Raw genomic sequence first — 17,089 nt, 5'->3', positions numbered from 1 at the left:
TGAGTTTATGAAATGGATCAATTGCTTGTTGCTGTTGAGGTTGGCTTTTTTTGCCTTATTGCTTCTTATTTATTTTTTGTTTTGCTATATCTCCCTGAAGGTTGGTGGCGGGGCTGATGTTCTCAGCTTTATTCGGCATGTAGTGCTGGTCACTGGATTGGTGCCTTTGCTTGCGTGGCTGATTTTGATTTTTTTTGCAGTTCCTCCGATTTTTATCAGGCTGGTCATTTTTGTTGTGGTGTTGATGGTATACCACTATTTCCTATTTGCGGTATCGGCACATTATGATGGGCTTTATTATTGGAGTGTTCAATTGGGTGAGGTGTTGATTTTCCTTTTGATGGTGCGAGTCGTGAGAGCGAGGGCGGAAGCTGAGCGAAACACCTGAGCTCAGTATTTAAGGGTGATTTATGTGAGCATTACAAGAGGGTGAGAGAGGTCTGTCGCGGGAATGATTTTGTTGTTAATAGGGCTATTGCAGTCGGTCTTGCTAGTGCCTGGATTCGTGGAGTTGCATCAGCATCAAAAGCCGATGTGTATGATGTCATCAGGAATAGTCTGATTGCTAGTGACAAAGCAAAGGCGAGCATCCATGGCTACAATGGCGTAACGGGGAATATGATTGATGCATACCATGATTAAGCATTTGATGCGGCAGGGATTGGCGCGGGGTTCTATGGTGGGAATATATGGCCACAAAATATAGCACCTAACCCTGTCCCGTTTGACCCAGACGGTAAGCTACGTTTTGATCCTCGCAGACTGTTGTCTGAGACAAGCGAAAGTAAGTCGGTAGGTTGTTCGAAAAATTGAATGACAGAATTGAAAATTATGTGGTTGTTTAGCGTTACCAAGGTGGCTGTGGCGATCCCATTTGTGTTGATTTATATGTTTCTTTGCTATGTTGGGCTTGTGGGGGCGACCTTCGAGTTTTGTTGATGTTGTGTTTTATGTGTTTTTGATAAATGGGCTTATTCCTTTTATTTCGTGGCTGGCTTTGATTTTCGCATCGAGCAGCACTGCTTTTGTAAGGCTATTTATTTTTCTATTGCTATTACTGCATTTCATTACGCTGTTGCTGTTTTTGGTGCGCATGGGCATTTTCTTTATTGATGGCTTCAACTTGCTGAAATGGCAGCCATGTGGTTGTTGGTTTGCTTGATTAAAGGGTGGCGCCTATTTGTGTTTGCGGGGCGATAACTAATGGTGTCTAGTGGGTTTATTTGTGTGCTCTTTTTGGGGGCGAACAGAGAAAAGGACAGATTCATATTTTTCGCTCTAATTGCTGCCTGCGTGGAGCCGAAGGGGACACGAAACTCAGGCGATGACGGCTGAAGAGCTCAGTACGATTCGATAGGCCATCCAACGAGAAAACTGACCTGCAACAGTCGTTTCGTGGGCGATCCTATGCGAATCACCGGAAAATGTATCGTGCAGATGAAGCAGGGTAGGCGGAAATTAGAGTAGAGAAAAACAGTCCATCCCGGTTTATGGAGGAATATATGGTTTCAAGGTGTACCTCCCAATCCTATTCCTTTGATGCTGACGGTAAGCTCAAATATGAGCTGCGACGATTGATGCCTGGCGCTAGTGATTCAGAGTCGCCAGGCTGTGCTAAGAAATAATTTTCTAGAGATCTCTGAAGGTGGTTTGTTGTGTTGAAGGCATTAAGGTTTTTCCTTGCGATTCCGCCGATTCTGGTTTATGTGCTTTTCTGTTATTTAGCGACACGGGGAGGAGAGCTCACTTTGCTTCAAATATTAAGGCATGTGATTCTTGTTACCGGGCTCGTGCCTCTCTGCTCGTGGCTACTGGTGATATTCAAGAGCACTTCAGCTACGATTGTAAAATCGTTTATTTTTGCCATTTTGATAACGATGTATCATGTTTTTCTTTTCGCAGTCTCCGCGCATCGCGATGGACTTCATTATTGGGGGGTTCAGCTTGTTGAATTGCTGGCTTTGTTCGCATTTGTAAGGTTTATTCGCAAGGGGTCTAATTGATTAAGGTGGTCTAATCGATATCCTTAAGAGAGGGCGGAGTGCTAGATCCTGGCGCGAAGCCGCTGAAGTCAAATCTAGGGATTCTCCGATCAAGGATGATGTTGCGCTGTCGATATTTGGGGCGATCAAACAGTCTCGGCAAGCCGGGTTTGGGCTTGCGTTTCATTGAGCGCAGCGGAATGACCGACTGCATCCGATATCGATCGCAGTAACGGCGCAAGGCCTCGGCGTCGTAGCCTTTGTCAGCCAGCAACCATTTGCATCGTTTGCGTGGACAACCACGCTGGTTTGTCGGGATGCTGACATCATCAAGCAACGGCTGGGCATAGCTGATGTCGCTGGCTTGGCCGCCAGAGAGAAGGAAGCGCAACGGTATCCCATTGGCGTCGCAGAGCATATGGATTTTGGTTGTCAGGCCGCCGCGACTGCGGCCTAGAGCGTGATCGGCAGGCTCGTCAGGCCCCCTTTTTTCCGCGCTCCAGATGAAGCACGGGTTGCTCGAACAGCGGTCGAATCGATCATCCAGGTGTGGGGATCGATCAAGCCTTTGTCATTGAGTCTGAGGTGCAATCGTCTGAGCATCTGATCGAATGTTCCGCGGTTTCGCCAGAGTCGGAAGCGGTGATAGACCGTCGCCCAAGACCCGAAGCGCTCGGGCATATCTCGCCAGGCTGCTCCTGAGCAGAGCACCCAGAGCACACCATCGAGCATCAAACGATCACTGCTGCGGGGCCTGCCCCTGACGTGGGCCGCCGTAAAGAGGTCGGCGACCACTGCCCACGCTTCATCCGAGAGTTCATAACGCTTTGCCATCACAGAATTCCTTTCCGTAGATGGCCGGCGACTGTACAGAACCCAGGCTGTTCCGAGGCCACATTTCAGTTTCTTGGGATTTCAGACATAGCCTAGTGCTGGTCAACGGCTATCAGTTTCTGATCGCCCCCCTCCTCATTTCGACCAACCCCTGGTTCATGCTGACCCTGCTGCCCACTCTGCTGTTCGCTTCGACCACTGGGGTCATGGTGCATGAGGCGATACACGGATTGTTGCACCCCAACGCCCGGCGAAACCGGCTCATGGGGCAAATGATGGCGGTGTTCATGGGCATCGCTTATGACTTGCAACGCTTCGATCATCTGCGGCATCACCGCATCAGCCGAACCGAGCAGGACTGCGACGAGATCTATATCGCCCCGCAGCCATCAACGCGTAAAGTGGTCAATTATTACTATCGCAAATTGTTTGGCGCCTACTGGCACGACTTCCTGCTGACCACCATCGTGTGTTTCCTCCCGGCCCGTTTCATCCACCCGGTCATGAGCTGCATCTATGGCGCGAGACTCGTGCCATCCGACGCGTGCGCACTGTCCATTACCCTGCGCAACAAAAAACTGGGCGCCCTGCGCATCGAGGGCACATGCACCTTATTGCTGCTGACGTGCAGTGCGCTGCTGTATGGCGCACATTGGTGGATACTGATGACGCTCTACGTGCTCAGAGCCTTCATTCTCACTGTGCTGGACAGCTTCGCCCACTACCAGACCCCCATCAATGACTCGCTCTTTACGCGCAACGTTAAAGTGCCGCTGTTCTTCGAGCGAGTGTGCCTGATGAATTTCAACTACCACGGCGTCCATCATATTTTTCCTACAGTCCCGTGGAATAAAATCCCACAGCACATGCAGTACTTCGCACCGAACTTCTACTTGATTACTCATGGTGGTCTGTTACGGTCACTCAAAGCCAAATACAGGCCTCCCCGCGCGTTCAGTGCCTGGCCAAGTGGCTGGTTGGCGGGTGGGCACAGCGAGGAAAGACAACGTCCAAGTCGAATCTCTGCAAACGTGCCGTGAGTATTCTCACAGACAGCAAGCGATATGCATCAAACTAAGCAAAAACTTACAAGAACGTATGGGCCAGGCAATTGATCGCAACGCAGTGCCCGCATTATCGAGGACTTTCTATGCGACCGCAGTACGAACCCGCCTGGGTTGAGAGCACGGCCCAGGCCAAGTGGCTTGACGATGAAGTATTCAAAGCTGTCGAAGATGAAAGTCGGCCTAAGTACTACGCCTGCTCCATGTTGCCCTACCCTTCCGGCAAGTTGCACATGGGGCATGTGCGCAACTACACAATCAATGACATGTTGACCCGCCACTTGCGCATGAAGGGCTACAACGTGCTGATGCCGATGGGGTGGGATGCGTTCGGTCTTCCCGCAGAGAACGCCGCGATGCAGTCGGGTGTATCGCCCGCACAATGGACACGAATGAACATCGCCGACATGAAGTCGCAGATGCAGCCGTTGGGGCTGGCGTTCGACTGGTCACGGGAAATCGCCACCTGCGATCCGGAATACTACAAGTGGAACCAGTGGTTTTTCTTGAAGTTGCTGGAAAAGGGCGTCGCCTACAAGAAGACCCAGATCGTCAACTGGGACCCCGTCGACCAGACCGTGCTGGCCAACGAGCAAGTGGTGGATGGCCGAGGTTGGCGATCGGGCGCCCTCGTCGAAAAACGCGAGATCCCCGGCTACTACCTGCGCATCACCCAATATGCAGAAGAGCTGCTGTCTGCCATCGAAACCCTGGAAGGTTGGCCGGACATGGTCCGCAGCATGCAACGGAACTGGATCGGCAAGGCCAGTGGGGTGCGCCTGGCCTTTGTCCACACGGTCGAGGACAGCAACGGGCAAATGATCGACGCAGGCAGGCTGTGGGTGTTCACCACACGTGTCGATACCCTGATGGGCGTGACGTTTTGTGCTGTATCACCCGATCATCCACTGGCCAAACGCGCCGCACAGCTCGATCCTGGGCTTGAGCCGAACGTACAGGCATTTCGGCAGGCGGCACAGGCCAGCCCCGCCGCTGGCGCGCAGGTCAAGCTTGGTGTACCGAGCGGCCTGCATGTCGAGCACCCATTGACCGGCGAACCGATCGCTGTGTGGATCACCAACTATGTGGTGGGTGAGCATGGGGATGGAGCATTGATGGGGGTGCCGGCCCACGATCAGCGCGATTTCGACTTTGCCCGTCAATATGACTTGCCCGTATACCCCGTCATCGCTTTCGAAGGTAAGCCCTACGACGCTGCGACCTGGTCGGATCGCTACGCCAGCCGCGAAGGTCGCCTGATCAACTCGGGCAGCTACGATGGCCTTACGGTGGAACAGGCATCCCAGGCAATCGCCGATGCTTTGGCCGAGCTAGGGCGTGGCGAGCTGACCACCACGTGGCGCTTGCGTGACTGGGGAATTTCTCGGCAGCGCTATTGGGGCACCCCGATTCCGATCATTCACTGCGAACACTGCGGCGATGTACCAGTGCCCTACTCGGACCTGCCGGTGGTCTTGCCGCGCGACTGCATTCCCGACGGCAGCGGCAATCCTTTGTTGCAGTGCGAAGCGTTCCTTCACGTAGCGTGCCCTCGCTGCGCCGCCCCCGCTCGGCGGGAAACGGACACCATGGACACCTTTGTCGACTCGAGCTGGTACTTCATGCGCTACTGCGATCCTGACTGCCACACCACGATGGTAGGGCCAGGCCATCGGTACTGGATGCCCATCGACCAGTACATCGGTGGCATCGAGCATGCGGTGCTGCATCTGCTCTATGCCAGGTTTTGGACCAGGGCGATGCGCGACGAAGGTTTGGTGGAATTCAGCGAACCGTTCAAAAACCTGTTCACCCAAGGCATGCTGTTGCGAGACAGTTACTACCGCAAGGCTGAGGACGGTAGCCGCCGATGGTTCTACCCCGCAGAAGTATCGGTGCATTACGATGAAAAAGGTCGCCCGATCAGCGCAACAGCTATCGAAGATGGCTTGCCCGTGACCCTCGGCGGTGTGGAGAAGATGTCCAAGTCGAAGAACAACGTGGTCGAACCCAAGGACATCATCAACCGCTTTGGCGCAGACACTGCCCGGTTGTTCACTATCTTCGCCGGCCCCCCTGACCAGAGCACGGTGTGGAGCGACAGCGGTGTCGAAGGGGCTTATCGCTTCCTGCGCCGTCTGTGGAATTTCGCCGTCGATGAGCAGACGCGTTGGAGCGAAAGCGACGCCCATGTGACGAACACCGCACAAGCCAACCAAGTGCGCTTCATGACCCATAGCCTGCTGCAGCAAATCAATAACGATTATGAGCGGCTGCAGTACAACACCGTCGTATCAGGTGCCATGAAGTTGTTCAAGGTGCTGGAGAGTGCCCCGAGCGCGGGTCGCCAAGTCTGCCGGGAAACCCTGTCCATTCTCTTGCAAGTGCTGCAACCTGTGACGCCGCATATCACCCAGGTGCTATGGGAAGTATTGGAGTTCCCCGGCGCCATCTACAACAGTGCGTGGCCAACTCCGGACAGCGACGCCTTGAGGCAGGACCAAGTGAAGTTAATGGTGCAGATCAATGGCAAGCTGCGCGGCGAGATCCAGGTCCAAGCCGATGCAGACCATGACACGATACGTCACCAGGCGCTGTCCGATTCGGCCTTGAGCAAGTATCTGGAAGGTGCGGGAAAGATGATCGTCGTACCTAACCGATTGGTGAACTTCATCGTCTGACCGTGCAGGTGGCACCAGCACATGGAAATGCCGGCATTCTCGCGATATGCCGGCTTTTCGTTCAATCTCAGTGAAAGATCCTACTGCACCCTCAAGGTATAAGCGCATTACCACTTGCCTGCCGCGCAATTCGTGTCTCGCAGAACCTCGACTCACCCCCGCCGCAACCACTCGATAAACTGCGCAAACAACTCCGACTGCGAATTGACCTCCAGCTTCAGATACAGGTTCTTGCGGTGCATGCGCACCGTCTCCGGCGAGATCCCCAGTTCATGGGCGGTGGACTTCACCGAATGCCCCTGCAACACCATCTGCGCCACTTCCCGCTCACGCTCGGTCAGCACCCCGCAACCAAAGCTGTCGAACGCGGCCTGCACACTGCCCTTGGCCTCCGGTTGCTGCGCCAGCCCGTGCCGAGCAAAGCGCAGCAGCAGTTCGCGCACCATCGGCTCGACCGCCTGCAGCAGGTGCAGTTGCTCGATACCCAGTCGGGCACCGCTGCAGCCTTGGAACAGGCTGAGGGAAATCTTGCTGTCATTCTCCAGGTCGACGATGAAGTAGCTGTCCTCGCTGCAACCGGTGCCCAGGTAGTAGGCCTTGTAGTAGTCACTGTCGAAGAAATTGTCCGGAGCGATGTCCTCAAGGTGGTAGAACCCCTGGGCCAGGCCCTTCTGCACCGCCAGGCAAAAGGGATCGAGCAGGTAGCCGGCGGCGAAATAGCGTTCCAGCACCGCCTCGTGGTAACGGTCCGGAATACCCTGCTGGTACAGCAGCTGCGGCGCCTGGGCCTTGCGCTCCAGGCTGATCAGCATCGACTCGGCGCCCACCAGCTGGCTGATGGCGGCCGCCAGCCAGGCCAACGCATCCGGGCCCTCGCTGTGGGCGAAGGCCTGTTGCAGGGCCGCGTGCCATTGCTGCAAGGCATGAAACGGCAGGCTTATTGTGGTGTTTTCGTGTGCTCGGCTCATGCCCCGCAGTCTACCGGCCGGGGCATGGGCGCGCACCTGTGGCGGCAGGTGGGTCATTGGCCGTGGTACAGGCCCTGTTCGGCCAGCTCCCGCGCGGCATCGAGAATGCAGCTGCGCAGGGTATCGACGATCTGGTCCACCTGGGCGTGGGTGATGATCAGCGGCGGCGACATCACGTTCAGGTGCATGATCGGCCGCACCAGCAAGCCCTTGGCCTGGGCCCGCACATGGATACGCTCGCCGATGTTCACTTCATCGGGGAACAGCGCCTTGGTCTGCTTGTTGCTCACAAACTCGACGCAGGCCATCAGCTTCATGCAGCGCACCTGGCCCACCAGCGGCAGGTCGGCCAGGGTCTGCAACTGCTGCTCCAGGTAGCTGCCGACATCGTTTACATGGGCCAGCAGGTTTTCCCGCTCGATGATCTCGATGTTCTTCAGCGCCGCCACGCAGCACACCGGGTGCCCGCTGTAGGTGAAACCGTGGGTGAAGCAGCGGCCCTTGCCGAGTTCGGCGATCACCTTCCACAGGCGCTCGGAGAAGATGCAGGCGCCCAGCGGCAGGTAGGCCGAGGTCAGGCCCTTGGCGGTAGTGATGATGTCGGGCGTGACTCCGAACAAGGCCTCGGACGCGAAGAAAGTGCCCAGCCGGCCGAACGAGGTCACCACTTCGTCGGCGACGAACAGGATGTCGTAGGTCTGGCACACCTGCCACATGCGCTGGAAGTAGCCTTCGGGCGGGATGATCACCCCGCCCGAGCCCATGATCGGCTCGGCGAAGAAAGCGGCGACGTTGTCGGCGCCCAGCGAGAGGATCTTGTCCTCGAACTCGGCCACCAGGAAGTCGAGGAACTCGGCCTCGTCCATGTCGTCGGCGGCCCGGTAGAAGTTGGGGTTGGACACGTGGTGAATCAGCTCGTGGGCGTAGTCGAACTCCGGCACCCGGTCGGCGGCCTTGTTGCCGATCGACATGGTCAGGCAGGTGGAGCCGTGGTAGGCGTTGTAGCGGGCGATCACGTGTTTCTTGTGCGGCTTGCCGCGGCAGTTCTGGTAGTACTGGATCAGCCGGTAGGCGGTATCTACCGCGGTGGAGCCACCGGTGGTGAGGAACACGTGGTTGAGGTCGCCCGGCGCCAGGCTGGCGAGTTTCTCGCACAGTTCGATGGCCTTGGGGTTGGCCATGTCGGAGAACGGGTTCGAGTAGGCCAGTTGGCGCACCTGGTCGGCGATGGCCAGGGCCATTTCCTCGCGGCCCAGGCCGATGTTGGTGCACCACATGCCGCCGACGGCATCGAGGAAGCGGTTGCCCTCGGTGTCCTGGATATAGGCGCCTTCACCGGCCTGGATATTCAGCGCGCCCTGCTCGGCGTGCTCGTCGAACACATGGTAGCCGTGCATGTAATGAGCCTTGTCGGCCAGCACCAGGCGGTCGTTGTCAACGGTGGCGGCCAGCTTGCGAATGGGGGTAGCCATGAGCGGTTCCTTGTCGAAGCGATACGGTGAAAGGTGTCAGATGCCGGTCTTGACCGTGCTCCAGACCCGGGTGATGGCGCGCATGGCCTGCGGGTCCTGGGCTTTCTGGGTGAACAGGCGTTCGCGGGTCTGGTCGTCCGGGTAGATCGCCGGGTCATTGCGGATATCGGCCTGCACCAAGGGCGTGGCGGCAGCATTGCTGTTGGCGTAGTGGATGTAGTTGGTCACCTCGGCCATGGTCTTGGGTTGCAACAAGTATTCGATGAAGCGATGGGCATTGGCCGCATGCGGGGCATCGCTGGGCAGGTAGAGGCTGTCGAACCAGATCAGCGAGCCTTCCTTGGGGATGAAGAACGCCAGGTTGATGTCCTTCTTCGCTTCCACCGCGCGGGCCTGGGCGGTGGCGTAGTCGCCGGACCAGGTCAGGGCCATGCACACGTCGCCGTTGGGCAGGCTGGTGAGGTAGTTCACCGAGTCGAACTTCTTGATGAACGGGCGGATGCCCAGCAAGACGTCCTGGGCCGCCTTCAGGTCGGCGGGGGCGGCGCTTTTCGGGTCTTTGCCGAGGTACTTGAGGGCCAGCGGAATGACTTCGCTGGGGGCGTCCATCAGGGTCACGCCGCAGTCGGCGAAGCGCGAGACGATCTTGGGGTCGAACAGCATGGCCAGCGAGCCGATGGGCGCGTCGGGCATGCGTTGCTTGATCTTGTCGACGTTGTAGGTGATGCCCGAGCTGCCCCAGGTATAGGGCGCCGAATAGACCATGCCGGGGTCGTAGGCTTGCATGCTCTGCACCACGTGCGGGTCGAGGTTGGCCCAGCTGGGCAGCTTGGCCTTGTCCAGCGGCTGGAACACCTTGGCCTTGATCAGCGGCGGCACCAGGGAGGCGTTGAGCATCACCAGGTCGTAGCCGGAGCGGCCGGTGAGCAGTTTGGTCTGCACCGTTTCGTAGCCGTCGAAGGTGTCGTAGATCACCTTGATGCCGGTCTGCTTCTCGAAATCGGCGAGGGTGTTTTCACCGATGTAGTCGGTCCAGTTGTACAACCTGAGTGTGTTGCCGTTGTCCGCTTCGCCGGCCAGGGTGGCGGTGGCGGTACAGCACAGCAACAGACTGGAAATCACCTTGAATGCCTTGCGCATAGCAACTCCATCGTGTGATCAGGATCGGCTCGGGTGAGCGGATGGGGTAACTATCGGGGGGATTGCGGGTGGGGGCTATAACCCGAATGGGTGGGGGGCGATGCGATTTTGTGTCGGGCCAACAAGGCGGGCAGCGGAGATGCCACAGGCATGACTGGCCCGAAACAAACTGTGGGAGCGGGTTTACCCGCGAAGCGCCGCGCGGGCGGCGCTCGATCTCATAGGCGCTGCAAGAACACCGGTGGACACCTGGTGGCCCTGTCCCAATATCCCGCCATGCACCTGGAGGCCATTACCGAATCCTGATTTTTCAGGGCCGATAATGTGACGCCAAACAGCCTGCCTTGAGATCGCATGAGGGCCACCAAGTGCATGACGGTACCCTTGCAGCGCTCTCAAGATCGAGCGCCGCCCGCGCGGCGCTTCGCGGGTAAACCCGCTCCCACAGTTTGTTTCGGGCCAGTCATGCCTGTGAGATCACCGCTGTCCGCCCTGTTGGCATGGCGCGATTTCTCGGTGGGCGCGGCTATTGCGGCGCCAGGGGATACAGCGCGTCGTCAAACTGCTCCAGCCTTGGGAAGGTCATCGGCAGATCATCCGACAGCTGCTCCAGCCGCTGCTGGTAACTGCGCAGGAAATCCTTGCGCGCTTCATCACTGATATACGGTACATGCCACGCCACGAACGGCTCCAGCACCTCGAAGCCGACATAGGCCAAGGTGCCGCGCAGAATCGGCCGCAGCATGTCCTCCAGCGGCCCGTGGATCGCCCCATCGCCAAACATGTGCTCACGCCCGCCCAGGGTCACGGTGACCAGCGCCCGCTTGCCCGCCAGCCCGCCCTGGTCATAGAAGCGCTTGCCGCCGTAGCACACCCCCGACACCAGCACCCGGTCGATCCAGCCCTTGAGCATCGCCGGCGCCGAGAACCAGAAGATCGGGAAGTTCAGCACCAGCAGGTCGGCCCACAGCAGCTTGTCCAGCTCCTGCTGGATATCCGCCGCGATGGACCCGCTCTTCACCCCCAGCCGCTGCTCCAGTGCATACACCAAATACTCCGGGTTCTCTCGGTGGCTGAAGTCTTCGGCGCTGGCCACCGGGTTCCAGCCCATCACGTACAGGTCACTCACCTGCACCTCATGGCCCTGGGCACGGAAGGTCTCGGCCGCCTGGTCACGCAGTGCGGCAGTAAAGGATTGCGGCTCGGGATGAGCGTGAACGATCAGTACTTTCATGGATGTTCCTTAAACGGTTTCCAGGGCAGATTCGGTTTTGCGGGCCGCCAGCAAACGGTCGAGCCAGTCGGGGTCCATTTCCGGCTCGCAGGAGAACAGCAAGCCGGTGTAGTCGCGGTACGGTGGCCGGAAGATCGCTTCGCGGCTGCCGTGGTCGACCACCCTGCCCCGCTGCATCACCAGCACCTCGTCGGCGATGGCGCGCACGGTGGCGACGTCGTGGGTAATGAACAGGTAGGCCACGCCCAGCTCACGCTGGATGCGGTCGAGCAACTTCAGCACGCCCTCGGCCACCAACTGGTCGAGGGCCGAGGTCACTTCGTCGCAGATGATCAGTTGCGGCTCGGCCGCCAACGCCCGGGCAATGCAGATCCGCTGCTTCTGCCCGCCGGACAGTTCGCGTGGCAGGCGATCCATGTACTTGGCCGGTTCCAGGTCGATCATGCGTAGCAGCTCGGCGACCCGCTCGCGCAGCGCCTTGCCCTTCAAGCCCAGATAGAAACTCAGCGGCCGGCCAATGATGTCGACGATGCGCTGGCGTGGGTTGAGCGCTGTGTCGGGGATCTGATAGATCATCTGGATACGCCGCAGCTGCTCCTTGCTGCGCTGGCGATAGTCCGCCGGCAGCGCTTGGCCCTCATACAGCACCTGGCCCGAAGTCGGCTGCAGCAGGCCGCTGATCAGGCGTGCCGTGGTGCTCTTGCCACTGCCGGACTCGCCGATCACCGCCAGCGTCTGGCCGCGATACAGCTTCAGCGAGACATCGTGCAGCACCGGCTGATGGCCATAACTAGCATCGACCTGGCGCACTTCCAGCAACGGTTGTTCATGGCTGGGGCAGGCCTTGGCAGAGGTATGGAAATTGCGTACCGCCCACAGCGATTGGGTGTAGGCCTGCTGCGGCGCACTGAGCATGGTGCGGGTCTGCGCCTCTTCCACCAGGCTGCCATGGCGCAGCACCATGATGCGGTCGGCCATTTGCGCCACCACCGCCAGGTCGTGGCTGATGTACAGCGCGGCACTGCCGAAGGTCTTGACCGCATCGCGGATCGCCGCCAGCACCTCGATCTGGGTAGTGACGTCCAGCGCCGTGGTCGGCTCGTCGAAAATGATCAGGTCCGGGTGGCAAGCCATGGCCATCGCCGTCATTACCCGCTGCAACTGGCCGCCGGACAACTGGTGCGGGTAGCGCTGGCCGATGTGCTCGGGGTCGGGCAGGCGCAGGATGCGGTACAGCTCGACCGCCTCGGCCTCGGCCTGGGCGCGGTCGATGCCGCCGTTGATCACGGCGGTTTCCACATGCTGGTCGATCAGCCGGTGCGCCGGGTTGAACGAGGCCGCCGCGCTCTGCGCCACGTAGGCGATGCGCAGGCCGCGCAGCTTGCGCAGGGTGTCGGCGCTGGCCTGGAGCAACTCGATGCCATCGAAGCACACGCTGCCGCCGGTGATCCGGCAACCGTCGCGCACATAGCCCATGGCGGCCAGGCCCAGCGTCGACTTGCCGGCCCCGGACTCGCCGATAAGGCCCAGCACCTCACCGCGCTTGAGGGTCAGGTCGATGCCTTTGATCAGCGGGTGCCAGGCGTTTTCGTAATGCCCTTCGATACGCAGGTCGCGGATCGTCAACAAGGTGTCTTGGCTCATGCTCAGCACTCCTTCAGGCCACTGGACAGGTGCAGCACCCAGTCGACGACAAAGTTCACGCTCACGGTGATCAACGCCACCGCCAGCGCCGGCAGCAGCGGGCTGACGTCACCAAAGGTGATCAGCACCGCGTTGTCGCGCACCATGCTGCCCCAGTCGGCGGTGGGCGGCTGGATGCCCAGGCCGAGGAACGACAAGGCGCTGATGAACAGGAAGACGAAGCAGAAGCGCAGGCCAAACTCGGCGATCAAGGGCGCCGCGGCGTTGGGCAGCACTTCCCGGCTGACCAACCACCACAGTCCCTCGCCGCGCAACCGCGCGGCCTCGACGAAGTCCTGCACCACCACGTTCATGGCCACCGCCCGCGCCAGGCGGAACACCCGGGTGGCGTCCAGCAGCGCGATCACCAGCACCAGCGAGGTGGCCGTGGTGCCGACTACGCTGAGGATCAGCAAGGCGAAGATCAGTTGCGGGATGGCCATCAGGATGTCCACCACCCGTGACAGGCCCTGGTCGATCCAGCCGCCCTTGATTGCCGCGACCAGCCCGCACAGTCCGCCCAGCAGGAACGCCAGGGTGGTGGTCAAAAAGGCGATGCCCAAAGTATTGCGGGCGCCGTACAGCAGGCGGCTGAACATGTCGCGGCCCAGGTTATCGGTGCCCAGCAGGAACTCCGGGCCCCAGGGCGCGAACCCCTCGCCCACCACCTGGGTTTCGCCGTAGGGCGCCAGCAGTGGCGCGAACACCGCCACCAGCAGGTAGGCGACTATCACCAGCAGGCCGAACTTGGCGCTCAGGGGCGCGCGCAGCAAAGGTGTGATCAGGCTCATGGTCTACCCCTTCGGGTGCATCAGGCGTGGGTTGCTGGCGATCGACAGCACGTCGGCGCCGGTATTGAGCAGGATGTAGGTGCCGGCGAAGATCAGGCTGCAGGCCTGCACCACCGGGATGTCGCGCTTGGCCACCGAGTCCACCAGCAGCTGGCCCAGGCCCGGGTAGACGAACACCACCTCCACCACCACCACGCCCACTACCAGGTACGCCAGGTTCAGCGCCACCACGTTGACGATCGGCGCCAGGGCGTTGGGCAAGGCGTGCCTGAAGATGATCCGCGCAGGCGACACGCCCTTTAGCCGGGCCATCTCGATGTAGGGGCTGGCCAGCAGGTTGATCAGCGAGACGCGGGTCATGCGCATCATCTGCGCGATCACCACCAGGCTCAGGGTCGCCACCGGCAGCAGCGACACCTGCAGCACCTCACCCAGCGACGCCCCCGGCGCCAGGCTGGAGATGCCCGGCAGCCATTCGAGCTTGACCGCGAACACCAGGATCAGGATGTAGGCGACGAAGAACTCGGGGAACGACACCGCGCTCAGCGCACCGGTGTTCAGCAGCCGGTCGAACCAGCTGTTGCGGTAAAGCGCCGCGAGCATGCCCAGCAGCAACGCGGTGGGCACCGAGAACAGCGCCGCCAGCAGGGCCAGGCTGAAGGTGTTGCCCAGCCGCGCGCCGACCAGTTCGACGATCGGCCGCTGGTTGGCCAGGGACACGCCCAGATCGCCGTGCAGCAAGCGCCAGGCCCACTGCACGAAGCGCTGCACGGGCGACAGGTCGAGCCCCAGTTGGGCGCGGAACGCCGCCACGGTTTCCGGGGTGGCCGACTGGCCGAGCATGGCCTGGGCGATATCGCCCGGGAGCATGCCGACGGCCAGGAAGATCACCACCGACACCGCGAACAGCGACAACAGGCCCAGGGCCAGGCGCTGCATCAGTAACTTGCCAAGGGTATTCACCATTGCACTCCTTCAACGCACGCGAAGTTCAGGCCTGCCACCAGCGCTCGATCACCCGCAGGCCATCGAGTTCGCCGTAGGGTGCGGTCTGCCCGCCATGCACCACCCGGGTCGAGCGTGCGGCCACGGAGCTGGCAAACAGCGGCACGATCGCCCCGCCATCGTCGCGGCACAGCGCCTGCATCTCGTTGTACATTTCGCGGCGCAGCGTCTCGTTCATTTCGCCGCGGGCGGCGTTGAGCAGCTGGTTGAAGCGCGGGTTGTCCCAGTGGGTCTCGTTCCACGCCGCGCCCTTGGCGTAGCCGATGCTGAACATGCGGTCGGCGGTCAGGCTGGAGTACCAGAACGAGGTGGTGAAAGGTTGTTTCATCCAGACATTGGAGAAGAAGCCATCGGCCGGTTCGCGCACCACGTCGATGTCGATCCCGGCCTGGCGCGCCTGCTCCTTGAACAGCACCGAGGCATCCACCGCGCCGCTGTAGGCGGCATCGGAGGCCTGCAGGCGCACCTTGAGGCTGTCCATGCCGGCCTGACGCAGATAGAAGCGCGCCTTGTCCGGGTCGTAGGCGCGCTGTTCCAGGGCCGGGTTGATGAAGCGGTTGGCCGGCTGCAGCGGATGGTCGTTGCCGACCTGGCCGTAGCCATACAACACCGAGGCCAGCAGCGCCTCGCGGTTGACCGCGTGCTTGAGGGCCAGGCGCACGTTGTTGTCCTTGAACTGTGCGCTGTCGGTGAGCATCGGGAAGGTGTAGTGCTGGGCGCCCTTGGTTTCCTCAATCACCAATTTCGGATTGCGCTTGAGCAGGGCCACGGTTTTAAGGTCGACCTTGTTGATCACATCGACCTTGCCGGTGACCAGCGCGTTGACCCGCGCGGCGCCGTCGGCGATGGCGAGCAGCTCGGCGCTGGCGAAGTGCGCCCTGCCCGGCTTCCAGTAGTCGGGGCTGCGCTCCAGGTCCATGCGCACGCCAGGCTCGAAGCCCTTGATGCGGTAGCCGCCGGTGCCGATGCCGGCCTGCCAGTTGGCCAGGCCATCTTTGGCAGGCATGATCACCAGGTGATAGTCGGCGACCACGTAGGCGAAATCGGCGTTGCCCGAGTGCAGTTCGAACACCACGGTGTCGGGGGCGCTGGCGTGCACCTGGGCGACATCGCCCAGCACGGTCTTGGCGGCGGAGGTGGATTTCTCGCCCAGGTGGTGCTGGATCGAGGCGACCACGTCGTCGGCGGTGAGGGTCTTGCCGTTATGGAAGGTCACACCCTGGCGCAGGGTGAAGGTCCAGGTTTTCGCGTCCGGGCTCGAGACCCAGCGCTCGGCCAGCTCAGGGATGGCAGTGCCGTCCACGGCGATTTCGGTGAGGGTGTTGTACACCGCCGAGAAGCCGATGAAGGTGAAGGTGTCGACCCAGGAGCCCGGGTCCTTGGAGTCGGTGGTACTGCCCCCCGCCAGGCCCAGGCGCAGGGTGCCGCCGGGTTTTGGCATGGCCTCGGCAGCATGACCGCCCAGTGGCAGGCCGAGGGAAAACGCCCCGGCGATGGCCGCGGCGGCGGCGCTGTATTTCAGGAAGTCCCGGCGCGGCAAACCGCCGTCGAGAATGGCCTGAGGACTGTTCTTGTTGTTATCGCTCATGCATGTGCCCCTGTTGAACCGCAAGGAATTGTTGTTCGGTCAAAGCGGAGTGCGTAGAAGCTGTGTATTATTTGTAATTGTTACCGTAACAAATACATTAGCGGCACGACAAGCTGTTTTCCAGGGCCCCAAGCAGGGCAATTTTCATCGTGTAACATGAGCGTTTTCGCAGGGAGCCACTTCCTCCATGAGCCAGTCGACCCGCCTGATCACGGCTTCGTACATTCTCTCGTTCGTGGCGGCCAATGCCCCACAGAAGCTGCGCACCGAGACCATCGCCAAGTGGGTGAAAGTGCACCCCACCCGCGTGCGCGGGCTGGTGTCGCAGATGGTCAAGGCCGATATCCTCACCTCGTACCGCGGCGCCCAGGGCGGCGTGACCCTGGCCCGTCCGCCGCAGCAGATCACCCTGCGCGAGGTGTATGACGCGGTGCAGGAAAGCTCGCTGATCGCCGAGAAGATCGACAACCCGTTTGCCGGGCTGGAGGATCACTGCAAGGTGTTCGAGGTATTCACCCGGTTGTTTGCGATGCTGGAGCAGAACATGCGCCTGGATCTGGGGGCGATCACGGCGGATCAGCTGTTCGTGGCGTTTGATACACCGCAGGAGCAGGTTGGTTGATAGCGCTGGCGCTCTGCGCCAGATC

At 60.2% G+C, this 17,089-nt stretch carries 12 protein-coding genes and 1 pseudogene; 4 read left to right on the top strand and 9 right to left on the bottom strand.

Annotated features, from left to right (window positions below; all coding sequences use genetic code 11):
* Positions 1 to 7 precede the first annotated feature (7 nt).
* Positions 8 to 388 (top strand): hypothetical protein, encoded by a 381-nt coding sequence (locus ACO6VM_RS12805; protein ID WP_401058966.1) that lies wholly within the window; start codon positions 8 to 10, stop codon positions 386 to 388.
* Positions 389 to 2,097: 1,709 nt separating this feature from the next.
* Here ACO6VM_RS12805 and ACO6VM_RS12800 read toward each other — a convergent pair.
* A pseudogene (locus ACO6VM_RS12800) lies at positions 2,098 to 2,816 on the bottom strand (IS5 family transposase); the annotation flags it as partial.
* A 95-nt stretch (positions 2,817 to 2,911) separates the two neighbouring features.
* On the opposite strand from ACO6VM_RS12800, the gene ACO6VM_RS12795 reads away from it, so the two are divergent.
* Together ACO6VM_RS12795 and leuS are read left to right on the top strand one after the other, a co-directional pair.
* Positions 2,912 to 3,856, top strand: coding sequence for a fatty acid desaturase family protein (locus ACO6VM_RS12795; RefSeq protein WP_422403372.1), 945 nt, complete (start codon positions 2,912 to 2,914; stop codon positions 3,854 to 3,856).
* Between the two features lie 110 nt (positions 3,857 to 3,966).
* Positions 3,967 to 6,561, top strand: a complete 2,595-nt coding sequence (gene leuS, locus ACO6VM_RS12790; protein ID WP_422403371.1) for a leucine--tRNA ligase — start codon at positions 3,967 to 3,969, stop codon at positions 6,559 to 6,561.
* Between the two features lie 152 nt (positions 6,562 to 6,713).
* Here the strand turns inward: leuS and ACO6VM_RS12785 are convergent, their stop codons facing one another.
* From ACO6VM_RS12785 to ACO6VM_RS12750, 8 genes are all read right to left on the bottom strand, one after another.
* Positions 6,714 to 7,529, bottom strand: coding sequence for a helix-turn-helix domain-containing protein (locus ACO6VM_RS12785; RefSeq protein ID WP_223811829.1), 816 nt, complete (start codon positions 7,527 to 7,529; stop codon positions 6,714 to 6,716).
* 53 nt (positions 7,530 to 7,582) lie between these two features.
* A complete protein-coding gene (locus ACO6VM_RS12780) occupies positions 7,583 to 9,001 on the bottom strand; it encodes an aminotransferase (RefSeq protein WP_422403370.1) in 1,419 nt (472 codons plus the stop codon).
* 36 nt (positions 9,002 to 9,037) lie between these two features.
* The gene (locus ACO6VM_RS12775; RefSeq protein ID WP_125464338.1) at positions 9,038 to 10,141 is read right to left on the bottom strand and encodes a polyamine ABC transporter substrate-binding protein; all 1,104 of its coding nucleotides are present in this window, start codon (positions 10,139 to 10,141) and stop codon (positions 9,038 to 9,040) included.
* A gap of 526 nt (positions 10,142 to 10,667) precedes the next feature.
* Positions 10,668 to 11,375 carry an NAD(P)H-dependent oxidoreductase gene (locus ACO6VM_RS12770; RefSeq protein ID WP_422403369.1) on the bottom strand — a complete coding sequence of 236 codons (708 nt, stop codon included), beginning with the start codon at positions 11,373 to 11,375 and terminating at the stop codon, positions 10,668 to 10,670.
* Positions 11,376 to 11,384: 9 nt separating this feature from the next.
* Positions 11,385 to 13,019, bottom strand: coding sequence for an ABC transporter ATP-binding protein (locus tag ACO6VM_RS12765; RefSeq protein ID WP_422403368.1), 1,635 nt, complete (start codon positions 13,017 to 13,019; stop codon positions 11,385 to 11,387).
* A gap of 2 nt (positions 13,020 to 13,021) precedes the next feature.
* Positions 13,022 to 13,849 carry an ABC transporter permease gene (locus ACO6VM_RS12760; protein ID WP_110992877.1) on the bottom strand — a complete coding sequence of 276 codons (828 nt, stop codon included), beginning with the start codon at positions 13,847 to 13,849 and terminating at the stop codon, positions 13,022 to 13,024.
* A 3-nt stretch (positions 13,850 to 13,852) separates the two neighbouring features.
* Positions 13,853 to 14,812, bottom strand: a complete 960-nt coding sequence (locus ACO6VM_RS12755) for an ABC transporter permease (RefSeq protein WP_422403389.1) — start codon at positions 14,810 to 14,812, stop codon at positions 13,853 to 13,855.
* A 28-nt stretch (positions 14,813 to 14,840) separates the two neighbouring features.
* The gene (locus ACO6VM_RS12750; RefSeq protein ID WP_422403367.1) at positions 14,841 to 16,442 is read right to left on the bottom strand and encodes an ABC transporter substrate-binding protein; all 1,602 of its coding nucleotides are present in this window, start codon (positions 16,440 to 16,442) and stop codon (positions 14,841 to 14,843) included.
* Positions 16,443 to 16,629: 187 nt separating this feature from the next.
* On the opposite strand from ACO6VM_RS12750, the gene ACO6VM_RS12745 reads away from it, so the two are divergent.
* Positions 16,630 to 17,064, top strand: a complete 435-nt coding sequence (locus ACO6VM_RS12745) for an RrF2 family transcriptional regulator (RefSeq protein ID WP_125464342.1) — start codon at positions 16,630 to 16,632, stop codon at positions 17,062 to 17,064.
* The last annotated feature ends 25 nt before the right edge of the window (positions 17,065 to 17,089 follow it).

This window comes from Pseudomonas sp. GZD-209, assembly GCF_049310485.1.
Taxonomy (GTDB): Bacteria; Pseudomonadota; Gammaproteobacteria; order Pseudomonadales; family Pseudomonadaceae; genus Aquipseudomonas; species Aquipseudomonas sichuanensis.
This window is presented reverse-complemented; position numbering and strand designations above follow the sequence as displayed.

What these genes read in the sequence shown, in the direction of transcription:
- ACO6VM_RS12805 (WP_401058966.1), top strand. Translation starts at nt 8, where the DNA reads ATGAAATGGATCAATTGCTTGTTGCTGTTGAGGTTGGCTTTTTTTGCC.
- leuS (WP_422403371.1), top strand. Translation starts at nt 3,967, where the DNA reads ATGCGACCGCAGTACGAACCCGCCTGGGTTGAGAGCACGGCCCAGGCC.
- ACO6VM_RS12785 (WP_223811829.1), bottom strand. Translation starts at nt 7,529, where the DNA reads ATGAGCCGAGCACACGAAAACACCACAATAAGCCTGCCGTTTCATGCC.
- ACO6VM_RS12745 (WP_125464342.1), top strand. Translation starts at nt 16,630, where the DNA reads ATGAGCCAGTCGACCCGCCTGATCACGGCTTCGTACATTCTCTCGTTC.
- ACO6VM_RS12750 (WP_422403367.1), bottom strand. Translation starts at nt 16,442, where the DNA reads ATGAGCGATAACAACAAGAACAGTCCTCAGGCCATTCTCGACGGCGGT.
- ACO6VM_RS12765 (WP_422403368.1), bottom strand. Translation starts at nt 13,019, where the DNA reads ATGAGCCAAGACACCTTGTTGACGATCCGCGACCTGCGTATCGAAGGG.
- ACO6VM_RS12770 (WP_422403369.1), bottom strand. Translation starts at nt 11,375, where the DNA reads ATGAAAGTACTGATCGTTCACGCTCATCCCGAGCCGCAATCCTTTACT.
- ACO6VM_RS12780 (WP_422403370.1), bottom strand. Translation starts at nt 9,001, where the DNA reads ATGGCTACCCCCATTCGCAAGCTGGCCGCCACCGTTGACAACGACCGC.
- ACO6VM_RS12775 (WP_125464338.1), bottom strand. Translation starts at nt 10,141, where the DNA reads ATGCGCAAGGCATTCAAGGTGATTTCCAGTCTGTTGCTGTGCTGTACC.
- ACO6VM_RS12760 (WP_110992877.1), bottom strand. Translation starts at nt 13,849, where the DNA reads ATGAGCCTGATCACACCTTTGCTGCGCGCGCCCCTGAGCGCCAAGTTC.